Raw genomic sequence first — 12,727 nt, 5'->3', positions numbered from 1 at the left:
GGGGGAAAGTGCCTATATTCGGTCGCAGAACCGTTCCCATCCTGTTGCAAGCCTCGTGACCAGACCGCAGATGACCAACTCACCCGGAGACCGCGACGAGGTCGAGCTGGGGGTCAAGACCCGCCCCCGCACGAAACGGCCGCCGATGTACAAGGTGTTGCTGCTGAACGACGATTTCACGCCGATGGAATTCGTCGTCCATGTGCTCGAGCGGCTGTTCAGCATGACCCACGGCCAGGCGATCGAGATCATGCTGACCGTGCATCGCAAGGGGGTGGCGGTGGTCGGCGTGTTCTCGCACGAGATCGCGGAAACCAAGGTGGCGCAGGTGATGGAACTTGCCCGCCGTCAGCAGCATCCGCTGCAATGCACCATGGAAAAAGAGTAGAAATTGGCTGGATCACGGCTGGAACTTGTCTTTGGCGGTGAGCCGCCCGAGGGTCGCCTGTTGTTGCTGGGTGCCGGCGCCGACACGGACCTTTCCCCTTTCGACGCCGCGCGCACGCAGGCCGTGCAGGGGTTCTTTCCCGACCACCAGGCGCTGAAGGCGCGGGGTTTCGATGTCGTAACCGCGGCCTCGGGTTCCTTCGACGCGGCGGTGGTGTTTCTGCCGCGCGCCCGGGCCGAGGCGCGCGCCCGCATCGCCGAGGCGGCCTCGCGGCTGTCACCCGGCGCCGCGCTGTGGATCGACGGGCAAAAGACCGATGGCATCGACGCCGTGCTGAAAGAGATGCGCGGCCTTGCCCCGGTCGACGGGATCGAATCGCGCGGCCATGGCAAGATCTTTCGCGTGACGCTGCCCGAGCCGGGCTGGCTGCCCGAGGACTGGGCGGCGCAGGATCACCAGGCCGCGCCCGGCATGGTGACGCGGCCGGGGGTGTTCTCGGCCGACGGGCCGGACCCGGCCTCGCAGGCGCTGGCGGCGGCCCTGCCGGAGAAACTGCCGAGCCGGATTGCCGATCTGGGCGCGGGCTGGGGCTGGCTCTCGGCACAGATCCTGACCCATCCCGGCGTCGGCACGCTGCATCTGGTCGAGGCCGATGCCACCGCGCTGGATTGCGCGCGTCGCAACGTGACCGACCCGCGCGCCCAGTTCCACTGGGCCGATGCGCTGGACTTCCACCTGCCCGAGCCGGTGAACGGCGTGATCATGAACCCGCCCTTTCACGACGGCCGCGCGGCCGACCCGCGCATCGGCGCCGGCTTCATCCGCGCCGCCGCCGGGCTGCTGACCGGGGCGGGGCGGCTGTGGATGGTGGCGAACCGGCACCTGCCCTATGAGCAGGTGCTGAGGGACAGCTTTGCCGACGTGGCCGAACTGGGCGGCGATGCGCGCTTCAAGATCCTGACCGCCACCGGCGCGCGTCGCGGCGGTGCTGCCGGGCGCGGCCAGCCGAAGGGACACAGAAGATGAGCCTGTCGATCCAGGGCAAGACCGCCATCGTCACCGGCGCCGCGCGCGGCATCGGCCTGGCCATCGCCCGGCATTTCGCCGCGGTCGGCGCCAATGTCATGTTCGCCGACAGCGACGAGGCGGCGCTGGAAACCGAGCTGGGCGCCGATGCGGCGGCCGAAGGGCCGATCCGTGCCTTTGCCGGCGACCTGGGCCAGAAGCTGACGCTGGCCAACCTGGTCTCGGCCACCATCGACGCCTTCGACCGCGTGGACATCCTGGTCAACGCCCATCGCATGGTGCAGGGCTGCGATCCGCTGGCGGTCAGCGAGGACATGCTGGCCGAGATGCTGCGCCAGAACATGATCTCGGGCCTGCGGCTGTCGCAGATGGTCGCCAAGCGCATGCTGGCCCAGGTCGAGCACAGCGACACCCCGCCCTTGCAAAGCGGCGCCATCGTCAACGTGACCTCGCTGGCCGCCGACTGGCCGCAGCCGCAGATGCTGGCCTATTCCATCGCCAGCGCCGCGCAGGCGCAGGCGACACGCTCACTGGCCGCGGCGCTTGCGCCGCAGCGCATCCGCGTGAATGGCGTGGCCTTCGCCAGCATCATGTCGAACAACATGCAGCTGAAGCTGCGCGAGGATCCCGGCCTGCGCGACCGCATGATTGCGGCGACGCCCCTGGGCCGCATCGCCGGCGCGGACGAACTGGCCGGCACCGTGCAATTCCTGGCCAGCGAGGCCTCGGGCTTCATCACCGGGCAGATCCTGCGCGTCGATGGCGGGCGCAGCCTGGGCGATCCGCTGGCGCCCGGCGTCTATTGAGCCGCGCCTATCAGGACTTGTCTTCCTCGGGATAGGCGGCCTTGCAGGCCTTGACCGCGGCGGCCGCATTCGGCGTCAGCGCCTGCTTGCGGGCGGCGAGGTTGTCGCGCTTGCGTTCCTCGGCCGCCGGGTCGATCGGCACGCGATAGCGCTCGGTATCGGCGACCTCGCGCATGCAAGTGCGGTTGACGATGCGCGCATTGCCGTCCTTGTCGCGGATGACATAGGGGCAATCGTCCCATTCGGTGCGGCTCACCGTGCGCTCTTCCCAGGCATAGCCGCGCGCCAGGTTCGCCTCGACCTCGGCCAGCAGGTTCGAGACCGTGCGGTATTCCCGCGTGTTGCGGCTGATGCATTGTTCCTGCGGGGTGCCGCAGGCTGCGACGACCAGGACAGGCATCAGGGCAAGCAGGATGTTGCGGGTCATGGCGGGGATCTCTAGTTGTTTGTCGGAAAGCATAGGCCTGCGATTTCGGCAGGGCAATTCACGAATGCAGGGACAAGCCATGGAGATGAGCCAAGAACGTCAGGAAGCCGCGGCCTGGTTTCGCAGCCTGCGCGACCGCATCGTCGCCGCTTTCGAGGGGCTCGAGGATCGCGGTCCCGGCAGCGCCCCGCCCGGCCGCTTCAAGGTGCGCGAGACCCGGCGCGGCGAAGACGGCGGCGGCGGGCTGATGTCGGTGATGCGCGGCGGCCGGGTCTTCGAGAAGGTCGGCGTCAACTGGTCGGCGGTGCATGGCGAATTGCTGCCCGCTGCGCGCCAGGCCATGGCCGCGCGCGGCGTGCCGGGGATCGAGGCGGACCCGCGTTTCTGGGCCTCGGGCATCAGCCTGGTCGCGCATATGCAGAACCCGCATGCGCCGGCCGTACACATGAACACGCGCATGTTCTGGACGCCGGGCGCCTGGTGGTTCGGCGGCGGTGCCGACCTGAACCCTTGCCTGGAAGTCGCCGAGGATACGGCGCATTTCCACGACACGCTGCGCACGGCCTGCGCGCCGCACGGCGCCGATTACTACGACCGCTTCAAGGCCTGGGCGGACGAGTATTTCTTTGTCCCGCATCGTGGCCGGGCACGGGGCGTCGGCGGCATCTTCTACGACGATCTCAACACCGGCGACTGGCAGGCCGATTTCGCCTTTACCAAGGCGGTGGGCGAGGCCTTCCTGCCCGCCTTCCTGCCGCTCGCCGAAAAGCGCATGGCCCAGCCCTGGGGCGAGGCCGACAGGGACGCGCAGCTGATCCACCGCGGTCTCTATGCCGAATACAATCTGGTCTATGACCGCGGCACCAAATTCGGCCTGGCCACCGGCCACGACCCCGAGGCCGTGCTGATGAGCCTGCCGCCGCTGGCGAAATGGGTCTGATGCCGGATCTGCCCGACCTCTACCTGATGCGGCACGGGCAGACGGAATGGAACGCCGAAGGCCGCATGCAGGGGCGGCTGGATTCGGCGTTGACGCCGCTGGGCGTCGCGCAGGCGCGGCGGCAGGCCTGGCTTTTGCGCGACCTGACCGGACTTGCCCGCTATGCCAGCACGGCCGGGCGCGCGCAGCAGACCGCGTGCATCGTCTTCGCCGGCGCGGATTTTCTAAGCGACACCCGACTGCACGAAATCGACATCGGCCATTTCACCGGCCGCACGGGCGAGGCGCTGCGGGCCGAGCATCCAGCGCTGTTCGCGGGCGGCGCGCTGGACTGGTATGACCGCGCGCCGGGAGGCGAGCATTTCGCCGGGCTCCAGGCTCGGGTGCGGGCCTTTCTGCGCGAACTGTCGGGCCCGGCGCTGATCGTCACCCATGGCGTGACCCTGCGCATGCTGCGGCTTGAGGCGATGGGCCTGCCGCTGTCGCGGCTGGCCGAGATGCCGGTTCTGCAAGGCGCCGTGCATCTGGTCAGCCAAGGGCGACACCGGATGTTTCTTTAGCTGCGGGCGGGCAGGGGACGGGCCGGGTTGCCGACCACGGTGGCGCCGGCGGGAACGTCGCGCGTCACCACCGAACCCGCGCCGACGATGGCGCCGTCGCCGATGGTGATGCCGGGCAGCACGATGGCGCCGCCGCCGATCCAGACATCGTCGCCGATGGTGATCGGCTTGCCCCATTCCTCGCCGGCGGCCCGGCGGGCAGCATCGCGCGGCCGGTCCTCGGTCAAAAGCTGGACCGCGGTGCCGAACTGGCAGCGCGCGCCGATGCGAATCTCGCAGATGTCCATGAAAAAGCAGCCGTAATTCACGAAACAGCCTTCGCCGAAGTGAATGTGCTTGCCGTAATCGACGTGAAAGGGCGCGCGCACCACGGCGCCGTTCCAGCTGCCCAACAGCTGCGACAGCGTGCGGGCGCGGGTCTTGTCGCCGATGATGGTGGCATTGTATTCGCGCATCAGCCCCTGGGCCGTCTTGCGCATGGCGACCAGCTCGCCGTCGCCGGGATCATAGGCGCGCCCGGCCAGCATATCCGCGAGCGCGCTCAAATGAACCCCAGCTCCAGCCGGGCCTCGTCGGACATCATGTCCATGCCCCATTGCGGCTGGAAGGTCATCTCGACATCGACCTGCCGCACGCCCGGGATAGCCTCGACGGCATCGGCGACCCAGCCCGGCATCTCGCCCGCGACCGGGCAGCCCGGCGCGGTCAGTGTCATGACGATGCGCACGGCGTTCTCGTCGTCGATGGCGATGGTATAGATCAAGCCCAGGTCGAAGATGTTCACCGGAATCTCGGGGTCGTAGACCGTCTTGCAGGCCTCGACCACGCTGTCATACAGCGGATGCTCGGTTGTCGAGGGCGCGATCAGCGGATCGCCTTCCTTGAGGGTTTCGTCGGTCATTGCGCCCGTCCTGTGAAAGCCTGGCGCTTATATAGGGCGTGCTTTCCGCAGGGTCCAGCCCGGCTCTAGAAGCGGAAGTTCAGCCGCCGCGCCACGCCGATGCTGACCGAGGGCTGGTTGCGCTGTTGCACCAGCGGCGAATCGCTGGCATCGCCTAGCAGGCGGCCATAGGTCAGCCGGCCCATCAGCGCGGTGTCGGGCATGAATTCATAGCGCGCCTCGACGCTGAGCCGGGCGATATAGGCGCCGCCCTCGGGATCATAGGCGCGATGGCCGCTGGAGATCGATTCGCTTCCGGTGACGCCGAAATAGGTATCGGTGAAATCGTCGCTGCCCAGGCCCAGCTCGGCCCCGGTCCACAGCGTCAGCCGGTCGTTGTATTCCATGCGGTATTTCGCGCCCAGTTCACCCACCACGCCATGGTGGCCGCCGAAGCCCTTGCGGATGGCGCCGTAGCTGGTCATGTCGCCCATGCGATAGGAAACCTTGAGCCCCGCCTCGCCGGCGATGCCCACGTCGGACATGCCGTGCAGGTCGGGATAGTCGCTGGCATCGCGCTTGCCGATATAGTTCAGCGACGGCAGGAACGAGAATCCGTCCGGCTTGTCGCGGTCGGCATCGGCATTCTTCAGGATGAACCAGGGCGAGGCGTCCAGGTTGTCCGAGCCCATGTATTCCGGGCTGTATTTCACCCCCAGCCCGGCATCGAAGGAAAAGCTGCGCCCGGCCAGCGATTGCGCCATGGCCGGGGTTCCCAGCGCGGTGGCAGAGAGCAGGGCGAGCGCGATCAGGCGGGTCATGGGCGAATCCTTGTCAACTTGCCCGAAGGCATTGGGCGAAACCGCTTCCCGGGGCAAGCCCGCGCTGCGGCTTGCCGGACGAAAAGCCGTGATGTGTGGCTTTCAGGCGCGCAGCGCGTCCTCGAGCCGTTCCAGCGCCTCCATCCACAGCCCCTCGGCGCGGGTCATCGCCTCGCTGGCCTCGGCATGCTTGCGGCCAAAGGCCTCGGCCTTCTGCGCGTCGTCATAGGTGGCCGGGTCGGCCATGATGGCGTCGAGCTTTTCCAGCATGGCGGTCAGCTTCTCGACCCGCTCCTCGGCGCGGCGGGCCTCGGCGCGCAGTTCCAGCACCTGGTCGCGCGAGGGGCGTTTCGCCGTGGGCTTCGGCTCGGGTTTCGCGGCGGGCTTGTCCTCGCCCGAGAGCAGCATCTTGCGGTAATCGTCCAGGTCGCCCTGCCAGGGCGCGACCCCGCCCTGATCGACCAGCCACAGCCGCTCGGCCACCAGGTTCAACAGGTGCATGTCGTGGCTGACCAGCACCACGGCGCCGGTATAGTCGTTCAGCGCCTCGGTCAGCGCCTCGCGGCTTTCGATGTCCAGGTGGTTGGTCGGTTCGTCCAGGATCAGCAGATGCGGCGCGTCGATGGTCGCGAGCAGCAGCGACAGCCGCGCCTTCTGCCCGCCCGACAGCTGCCGCACCTTGGTCTCGGCCTGCGCCTCCATCAGGCCGAAGCCGGCCAGCCGCGCCCGCAGCCGGGGCGGCGTCTCGTCCGGGCGCAGGCGGCGGACATGGGCCAGGGGCGTCTCGTCCAGTTCCAGCTCATCGACCTGGTGCTGGGCGAAATAGCCGATGCGCAGCTTGCCCGAGCGGTTGATCCGCCCCTCCATCGGCTCCAGCCGACCGGCGAGCAGCTTCGACAGGGTCGACTTGCCCTGGCCGTTGCGGCCCAGCAGCGCGATGCGGTCGTCCTGGTCGATGCGCAGGGCCAGCCGATGCAGCACCACCCGGTCGCCATAGCCGACCGAGACCCCGTCCAGCGAAACGATGGGCGGCGACAACTGGTCGGGCTGCGGAAAGCTGAAGCGGTGGAACTTGGCCTCTTCCGGGGCGGTGATCGGCTCCATCTTCGCCAGCATCTTGATGCGGGCCTGCGCCTGCACGGCCTTGCTGGCCTTAGCGCGGAAACGGTCGACGAAACTTTGCAGATGCGCGCGCCGCGCCTCCTGCTTCTTCGCTTCGGCCGCTTGCAGGGCGCGCTTTTCGGCGCGGGTGCGGGCAAAGGTGTCATAGCCGCCGCTGTAAAGCACCAGCTTGCGGTCCTCGAGATGCAGGATATGGCCCACGGCGCGATTGAGCAGGTCGCGATCATGGCTGATGACGATGACGGTATGCGGATAGCGCTGCAGATAGCTTTCCAGCCATAGCGCGCCTTCCAGGTCCAGATAGTTCGTCGGCTCGTCCAGCAACAGCAGGTCGGGCTGCGAGAACAGCACCCCCGCCAGCGCCACCCGCATGCGCCAGCCGCCGGAATAGTCGCTGGTCGGCCGGGCCTGGTCCTCGATCGAGAAGCCCAGGCCGCGCAGGATGGTGGCGGCGCGGGCCTCGGCCGACCAGGCGTCGATATCGGCCAGACGGGTCTGGATCTCGGCGATCCGGTGCGCGTCGGTCGCACTCGTGGATTCCGCCAGCAGGGCGGCGCGCTCCTCGTCGGCGGCCAGCACCGTTTCCAGCACGCTTGTCGCGGTGCCCGGCGCCTCTTGCGCGACGCCGCCGATGCGGGCGCGGGCGGGCAGGGTGATCGCGCCGCCGTCAAGGCCCAACTCGCCCCGGATCAGCTTGAAGAGCGTGGTCTTGCCGGCGCCGTTCGGCCCCACGAGACCGACCTTGTGGCCGTCGGGAATAGTGGCGCTGGCCTGCTCGAACAGCGGCCGGCCGGCGATGGAATAGGAGATGTCGTCGATGCGCAGCATGGCCCCCGCATGGACGAAGCGCGCGCGGCCGTCAATCCTGCGCCCGCTTTTCAAGCGCCGCGCTGCATGTTAACGGGGCGCGCAATTCCGGGCCATCCCGCCCGGATCAGGAAAAGGACGACCCCAATGGCGACCGAACGCACGCTTTCGATCATCAAACCCGACGCCACCAAGCGCAACCTGACCGGCAAGATCAATGCCAAGTTCGAGGAAGCCGGCCTGCGCATCGTGGCGCAGAAGCGCATCCAGCTGACGCTCGCGCAAGCCGGCCAGTTCTATGCCGAGCACAAGGAACGCCCCTTCTACAGCGAGCTGACCGAATTCATGACCTCGGAACCGGTCGTGGTGCAGGTGCTGGAGGGCGAAGGCGCCATCCTGAAGAACCGCGAAGTCATGGGCGCGACCAACCCGGCCAATGCCGACGAGGGCACCATCCGCAAGGAATTCGCCCTCTCGGTCGGTGAGAACTCGGTGCACGGCTCGGACAGCCCGGAAGCCGCCGCGCGCGAGATCGCCTTCTTCTTCTCGGGCCTCGAACTGGTCGGCTGATCCGGCTTCTTTGCTCCGTAAATACCCGAAACGAAAGGGCCGCCCATCGAGGCGGCCCTTTCTTCCTACTGCCGCTTCGCCGTCAGATCGAAGCTGATCCCGACCGCAAATCCCACGGTGCTTTCGTCGGCATAGCCGCTGCCCACGCCGAAATCGCGCCGGTCCACCTGCATCCGGCCCTTGGCCGTCGCCGTATCGCCCGCGATCACCAGGTCGAAGGGCAGTTCCGCCGGCACGGATTTCCCGGCGATGGTCAGCGTGCCGCGCGCGACAGGACCCGCGCCCTCTGCCAGGATATCGGCATCGAATGTCGCGGTCGGATGCGCGGGGGCGTTCAGGAAATCCGGCCCCTTGGCGCTGTCGCTGACCGAGCCCAGCTCCAGCGAGGCAATGTCGATGTTGACCGTCACATGCCCGGCCTGCTCTTCGGGATCATAGTCGATCGCCGCATCCCATGCGCCGAACCGGCCCGAGATCGGGCTGCCCGCCTGCACGACCTCGATGGCGAGCGTCCCTTGCTCGACCGCCCAGCCCGAGGCGACGGGCGCCGTCACGGCGGGCGCTACGGCATCCTCGTCGGCGCCAGGCACCGCCAGGACTGCCGTCGCGCCCCAGATCGCCAGCGCGGCCAGCGCCGCCAGCAGATGCGACAGCAGGGCGGGACGGGCCGGCGGCGGCTCGGGCGCGCGGTCGGGATGGCCGGCCATGCGGCTCATGGTGCCGTCGCGGTCGATCAGCGCATGTTTCACGGCGCCCGCGACATGCAGCAGGATCAGCCCTGCCAGCACCCACCAGCCGGTCTCGTGAAAGTGCGCGAAACGCTCGGCCAGGGCGGCATCCTCGGGCACACCGGGCAGGCGCTGGCCCAGCGGCCACAGGATGCGGGAAAACCCGCCCGGCGCCGCCGAGTGCAGCAGCCAGCCGGTCAGCGGCATGATGACCATGCCGATCCACAGCGCCCAATGCACCGCCTCGGCGACGAAACTTTCCAGCCGCCGGCCGGGATGCAGCGGGCGCGGCTTCCGCTGCGTCAGGGTCCACAGGATGCGCAGCAGCGCCAGGACCAGCACGGCCACGCCGACGGTCTTGTGGATCGAGAAGGCCCGGAACACCGCCTGCATCTGGTCCTGCGCGCCCGTCGGCAGGCTGCCGGCATAAAGCCCCAAGCCGATGGCGGCCAGGATCAGGACGGCGATGGTCCAGTGGAAAAAGCGGGCCACCCAGCCATAGGCGCGGGGCGTGTTGCTGGCTTGCATGCGGTCACTCCATCATTTCGCGCCAGTGCCGGCGGCACAGCGAGACATAGGTTTCATTCCCCCCGATCTGGACCTGCGCGCCGTCATGCAGCGCGCGGCCTTCTTCATCCTGCCGCACCACCATGGTGGCCTTGCGGCCGCAATGGCAGATGGTGCGCACCTCGCGCAGGTCGTCCGCCCAGGCCAGAAGCGCGGCCGAGCCCGGAAACAGATTGCCCCGGAAATCGACGCGCAACCCATAGCACATCACCGGCAGGCCCAGGTCGTCGGCGACGCGCGCCAGCTGCCAGACCTGGATCTCGGTCAGGAACTGCGCCTCGTCGACGAAGACACAGGCGCAGGGACCCGCATCGGCGATCAGGGCGAACAGGTCGGTCTCCGGGGTGAAGGTGGTGGCGGGCTCGGCGATGCCGATGCGGCTGGCGATCTGGCCTGGCCCGGCGCGGTCGTCCAGCGCGGCGGTCAGCAGCAGCGTCTGCATGCCACGCTCGCGATAGTTATAGGACGCCTGCAGCAACAGCGTGCTCTTGCCGGCATTCATCGTCGAGTAATGGAAATAAAGCTTGGCCATGTCGGCAGATAGCCGCGAGGGCCCGATGCGGGCAAGCCGCCGCCCACAGGCGGCGGCTCACGTTTGCGCGGGGTCAGGCGCGGCTCAGGCCGATTTCGGCGCGCGCGAGGGGCGGCGGGCCGGGCGCTTGCGCGCCGGCTGCTGGCCCGCGGGGCCGCCGCGGCCGGCCGGACCGCCGCGTTCGCGGATCTTGGCCGCCTCGAAGGGCACCTCGCCGCCGACCACAGGGATCGGCGCCTTCATGGCCTTCTCGATGGCGCGCAATTCGCCGACCTCGGCCGGGGCGCAGAAGGCGATGGCGCGGCCGTCGCGGCCGGCGCGCGCGGTGCGGCCGATGCGGTGGACGTAGTTCTCGGGCACGTTGGGCAGGTCGTAGTTATAGACATGCGCCACCTCGGGGATGTCGAGCCCGCGCGCCGCGACGTCGGTCGCGACCAGCACCTTGGTCTCGCCGGCGCGGAAGCCGGACAAGGCGCGCTCGCGCTGGCCCTGGCTCTTGTTGCCGTGAATGGCGGCGACCTTGTAGCCCCATTTCTCCAGCAGCTTCGACAACTTTTCCGAGCCGTGCTTGGTGCGGCCGAAGACGATGGCCAGTTCCTCGCGGTGCTTGGCCAGATATTCGGCCAGCAGCGTCGCCTTGTCGCCCTGGTTCACGAAATGCACGCCCTGCGCGATCTTGGCGGCCGCCTGGCCCGGAGGGTTCACGGCGACCTTCAGCGGATCGGTCAGATAGCTGTCGGCCAGCTCTTCCATCAGCTTCGGCATGGTGGCCGAGAACAGCAGCGTCTGGCGCTCGCGCGGCAGCATCTTGGCGATGCGGCGCAGCGCGTGGATGAAGCCGATGTCCAGCATCTGGTCGGCCTCGTCCAGCACCAGATACTTGGTCTGCGACAGATCGACCGCGCCGCGCTCGATCAGGTCGATCAGCCGGCCGGGCGTGGCGATCAGCACGTCGACGCCGCGCTCCATGCGCATGGTCTGGGTGTTGATCGAGGCGCCGCCGACGACGCGGAACTGCCGGATGGCGGTGCCGGCGGCATAGGCGTCGATGTTCGCAGCGATCTGGGTCGCCAGCTCGCGGGTCGGCGCCAGGATCAGTGCGCGGCAGGTCCGGGGCTCGGGCTTGCGACCGATGTTCAGCAGCCGCGTCAGCATCGGCAGGCCGAAGGCCGCCGTCTTGCCGGTGCCGGTCTGGGCCAGACCGAGCAGGTCGCGGCCCTCGACGATGCCGGGGATGGCCTTCTCCTGGATCGGCGAGGGCGCGTCGATGCCCATCGGCGGCAGGTTCACCGCCACGCGGGCGTCGATGCCCATGCGGGTGAAGGGCGTGTCGATATCGGGAATCGCCCGGCGGATGAACTTCTCCTCGGGCTCGTCGCGGTGGCGGCGGTGGTTGGTGGTCGGCTTGGCATTGCCGCCGCGGAATCCGGGCTTGCCGCCACGCTCGCCGCGGGGGTGAGCGTCGCCGCGGGGCTGGCCCGAGGCATTCTGGCGCGGCTTGCCCGAACGGTTCGGGCGGGTGGTATCTTGCGTCATGTCATCTTTCGGCCATGCGGGCCGCGTATCGGCACGCATGACAAGGGGCCGCATCGCGTGCGGCTGGTTGCGAGGGGCGGGCGCGATACGCTATGCCCGCAAGCCTCCCCGCGTGAATGGGAAACCGGAAAATGTGGCCGACCTGACGCGCAAGGGCGTCGCTGCTCACGCGGCAGCGGGCGGCAACTTGGTGCAGATGAGGGGTTTTGCACGAAAAGTCAAGTGCGGTCGGTGGAATCCATCCAGATCGTCACCGGCCCGTCATTGACCAGCGACACCGCCATGTCCGCGCCGAACGCGCCGGTCTGGACCGGCAGGCCCAGGTCGCGCAGGGCTTGCGCAAAGGCCAGGTACAGCGCCTCGCCCCGCGCCGGCGCCTCGGCGCTGGAGAATCCCGGGCGGTTGCCGGTGCGGGTGTCGGCGGCCAGGGTGAACTGGCTCACCACCAGCACCGCGCCGCCGATGTCGGTGACCGAGCGGTTCATCTTGCCCGCCTCGTCGCGGAAGATGCGCAGCTTGGCGATGCGGGCGGCCAGCTTCGCGGGCGCGTCCTCGGGGTCGCCCTGCATGGCGCAGACCAGGACCATCAGCCCGGGGCCGATGCGGCCGATGCTGCGGCCCTCGACGGTGACTTCGGCGCGGCTGACGCGCTGGACCAGGGCGCGCATCTCAGCGGCCCAGCATGATGCCCAGCACCACGAACATCAGGCCAAAGACCGATGCCGCCAGCGCTGCCATGTTCACCACCACGACCTTGCGCATCACGGCCCGCATCTGCGCATCGTCGGTGACCCGCGCCTTGGCCCGCGCGGCGGTCAGGATGCACCAGGCCAGCGCCACCAGCCCCAGGGCCGTCAGCCCGGTTCCGCCCCAGATCAGCCCGTCCCAGATCGTCATCGCGCCCTCCGTTTGCCGGCACGGCCTAGCGGCGATTGCACCCGCCCGCAAGACCGCCTAGACCCGGCGGCAAAACAAGGAGCGGATCATGCAGGACGACAACGCCTATGGCATCGCGGC

16 protein-coding genes are annotated in these 12,727 nt (G+C 68.7%); 6 read left to right on the top strand and 10 right to left on the bottom strand.

The window, feature by feature from the left end:
- The first annotated feature begins 70 nt into the window (after positions 1–70).
- From clpS to E3D03_RS13155, 3 genes are read left to right on the top strand one after another with little or no spacing between them, the layout of a single operon-like run.
- Positions 71–388 carry an ATP-dependent Clp protease adapter ClpS gene (clpS, locus tag E3D03_RS13165; protein ID WP_062560783.1) on the top strand — a complete coding sequence of 106 codons (318 nt, stop codon included), beginning with the start codon at positions 71–73 and terminating at the stop codon, positions 386–388.
- A gap of 3 nt (positions 389–391) precedes the next feature.
- Positions 392–1,414 carry a class I SAM-dependent methyltransferase gene (locus tag E3D03_RS13160; protein WP_263567311.1) on the top strand — a complete coding sequence of 341 codons (1,023 nt, stop codon included), beginning with the start codon at positions 392–394 and terminating at the stop codon, positions 1,412–1,414.
- A complete protein-coding gene (locus E3D03_RS13155) occupies positions 1,411–2,220 on the top strand; it encodes an SDR family NAD(P)-dependent oxidoreductase (RefSeq protein ID WP_263567310.1) in 810 nt (269 codons plus the stop codon). The genes E3D03_RS13160 and E3D03_RS13155 overlap by 4 nt, the downstream gene beginning before the upstream one ends.
- A gap of 10 nt (positions 2,221–2,230) precedes the next feature.
- On the opposite strand, the gene E3D03_RS13150 is transcribed toward E3D03_RS13155, so the two are convergent.
- The gene (locus tag E3D03_RS13150; RefSeq protein ID WP_062562218.1) at positions 2,231–2,647 is read right to left on the bottom strand and encodes a hypothetical protein; all 417 of its coding nucleotides are present in this window, start codon (positions 2,645–2,647) and stop codon (positions 2,231–2,233) included.
- Between the two features lie 79 nt (positions 2,648–2,726).
- Between E3D03_RS13150 and hemF the strand changes: the two genes are divergently transcribed.
- Together hemF and E3D03_RS13140 are read left to right on the top strand one after the other, a co-directional pair.
- A complete protein-coding gene (hemF, locus tag E3D03_RS13145) occupies positions 2,727–3,587 on the top strand; it encodes an oxygen-dependent coproporphyrinogen oxidase (RefSeq protein ID WP_062560780.1) in 861 nt (286 codons plus the stop codon).
- Positions 3,587–4,147: a histidine phosphatase family protein gene (locus E3D03_RS13140; protein WP_082724717.1), complete on the top strand. Its 561-nt coding sequence runs from the start codon at positions 3,587–3,589 to the stop codon at positions 4,145–4,147. The genes hemF and E3D03_RS13140 overlap by 1 nt, the downstream gene beginning before the upstream one ends.
- On the opposite strand, the gene E3D03_RS13135 is transcribed toward E3D03_RS13140, so the two are convergent.
- From E3D03_RS13135 to E3D03_RS13120, 4 genes are all read right to left on the bottom strand, one after another.
- A complete protein-coding gene (locus tag E3D03_RS13135) occupies positions 4,144–4,692 on the bottom strand; it encodes a sugar O-acetyltransferase (RefSeq protein WP_253879854.1) in 549 nt (182 codons plus the stop codon). The genes E3D03_RS13140 and E3D03_RS13135 overlap by 4 nt on opposite strands.
- Positions 4,689–5,048, bottom strand: coding sequence for an SUF system Fe-S cluster assembly protein (locus E3D03_RS13130; RefSeq protein ID WP_062560778.1), 360 nt, complete (start codon positions 5,046–5,048; stop codon positions 4,689–4,691). The genes E3D03_RS13135 and E3D03_RS13130 overlap by 4 nt, the downstream gene beginning before the upstream one ends.
- Before the next feature lie 65 nt (positions 5,049–5,113).
- The gene (locus E3D03_RS13125; protein ID WP_062560777.1) at positions 5,114–5,848 is read right to left on the bottom strand and encodes a MipA/OmpV family protein; all 735 of its coding nucleotides are present in this window, start codon (positions 5,846–5,848) and stop codon (positions 5,114–5,116) included.
- A 102-nt stretch (positions 5,849–5,950) separates the two neighbouring features.
- On the bottom strand, positions 5,951–7,798 hold the full coding sequence (locus E3D03_RS13120) for an ABC-F family ATP-binding cassette domain-containing protein (RefSeq protein WP_263567309.1): 1,848 nt from the start codon (positions 7,796–7,798) through the stop codon (positions 5,951–5,953).
- A 126-nt stretch (positions 7,799–7,924) separates the two neighbouring features.
- Between E3D03_RS13120 and ndk the strand changes: the two genes are divergently transcribed.
- Positions 7,925–8,347 carry a nucleoside-diphosphate kinase gene (gene ndk, locus E3D03_RS13115; protein ID WP_263567308.1) on the top strand — a complete coding sequence of 141 codons (423 nt, stop codon included), beginning with the start codon at positions 7,925–7,927 and terminating at the stop codon, positions 8,345–8,347.
- A 65-nt stretch (positions 8,348–8,412) separates the two neighbouring features.
- Here the strand turns inward: ndk and E3D03_RS13110 are convergent, their stop codons facing one another.
- The 5 genes from E3D03_RS13110 to E3D03_RS13090 form a co-directional block, all read right to left on the bottom strand.
- A complete protein-coding gene (locus E3D03_RS13110; RefSeq protein WP_263567307.1) occupies positions 8,413–9,603 on the bottom strand; it encodes a cytochrome b/b6 domain-containing protein in 1,191 nt (396 codons plus the stop codon).
- A 4-nt stretch (positions 9,604–9,607) separates the two neighbouring features.
- A complete protein-coding gene (locus E3D03_RS13105) occupies positions 9,608–10,174 on the bottom strand; it encodes a thymidine kinase (RefSeq protein WP_263567306.1) in 567 nt (188 codons plus the stop codon).
- Positions 10,175–10,258: 84 nt separating this feature from the next.
- A complete protein-coding gene (locus E3D03_RS13100; protein ID WP_263567305.1) occupies positions 10,259–11,710 on the bottom strand; it encodes a DEAD/DEAH box helicase in 1,452 nt (483 codons plus the stop codon).
- A 218-nt stretch (positions 11,711–11,928) separates the two neighbouring features.
- Positions 11,929–12,378: a D-aminoacyl-tRNA deacylase gene (dtd, locus tag E3D03_RS13095; protein ID WP_062560773.1), complete on the bottom strand. Its 450-nt coding sequence runs from the start codon at positions 12,376–12,378 to the stop codon at positions 11,929–11,931.
- 1 nt (position 12,379) lies between these two features.
- A complete protein-coding gene (locus E3D03_RS13090; RefSeq protein ID WP_263567304.1) occupies positions 12,380–12,607 on the bottom strand; it encodes a hypothetical protein in 228 nt (75 codons plus the stop codon).
- Positions 12,608–12,727 lie beyond the last annotated feature (120 nt).

Source organism: Paracoccus sp. DMF (genome assembly GCF_004407025.1).
Lineage (GTDB): Bacteria > Pseudomonadota > Alphaproteobacteria > Rhodobacterales > Rhodobacteraceae > Paracoccus > Paracoccus aminovorans_B.
The sequence above is the reverse complement of the archived record's forward strand: the minus strand, read 5'-3'. Positions and strand labels throughout refer to the sequence as shown.

Coding starts and splice junctions, on each gene's coding strand:
- clpS (WP_062560783.1), top strand. CDS start 71: ATGACCAACTCACCCGGAGACCGCGACGAGGTCGAGCTGGGGGTCAAG.
- E3D03_RS13155 (WP_263567310.1), top strand. CDS start 1,411: ATGAGCCTGTCGATCCAGGGCAAGACCGCCATCGTCACCGGCGCCGCG.
- E3D03_RS13150 (WP_062562218.1), bottom strand. CDS start 2,647: ATGACCCGCAACATCCTGCTTGCCCTGATGCCTGTCCTGGTCGTCGCA.
- hemF (WP_062560780.1), top strand. CDS start 2,727: ATGGAGATGAGCCAAGAACGTCAGGAAGCCGCGGCCTGGTTTCGCAGC.
- E3D03_RS13140 (WP_082724717.1), top strand. CDS start 3,587: ATGCCGGATCTGCCCGACCTCTACCTGATGCGGCACGGGCAGACGGAA.
- E3D03_RS13130 (WP_062560778.1), bottom strand. CDS start 5,048: ATGACCGACGAAACCCTCAAGGAAGGCGATCCGCTGATCGCGCCCTCG.
- E3D03_RS13125 (WP_062560777.1), bottom strand. CDS start 5,848: ATGACCCGCCTGATCGCGCTCGCCCTGCTCTCTGCCACCGCGCTGGGA.
- E3D03_RS13120 (WP_263567309.1), bottom strand. CDS start 7,798: ATGCTGCGCATCGACGACATCTCCTATTCCATCGCCGGCCGGCCGCTG.
- ndk (WP_263567308.1), top strand. CDS start 7,925: ATGGCGACCGAACGCACGCTTTCGATCATCAAACCCGACGCCACCAAG.
- E3D03_RS13110 (WP_263567307.1), bottom strand. CDS start 9,603: ATGCAAGCCAGCAACACGCCCCGCGCCTATGGCTGGGTGGCCCGCTTT.
- E3D03_RS13105 (WP_263567306.1), bottom strand. CDS start 10,174: ATGGCCAAGCTTTATTTCCATTACTCGACGATGAATGCCGGCAAGAGC.
- E3D03_RS13100 (WP_263567305.1), bottom strand. CDS start 11,710: ATGACGCAAGATACCACCCGCCCGAACCGTTCGGGCAAGCCGCGCCAG.
- dtd (WP_062560773.1), bottom strand. CDS start 12,378: ATGCGCGCCCTGGTCCAGCGCGTCAGCCGCGCCGAAGTCACCGTCGAG.
- E3D03_RS13090 (WP_263567304.1), bottom strand. CDS start 12,607: ATGACGATCTGGGACGGGCTGATCTGGGGCGGAACCGGGCTGACGGCC.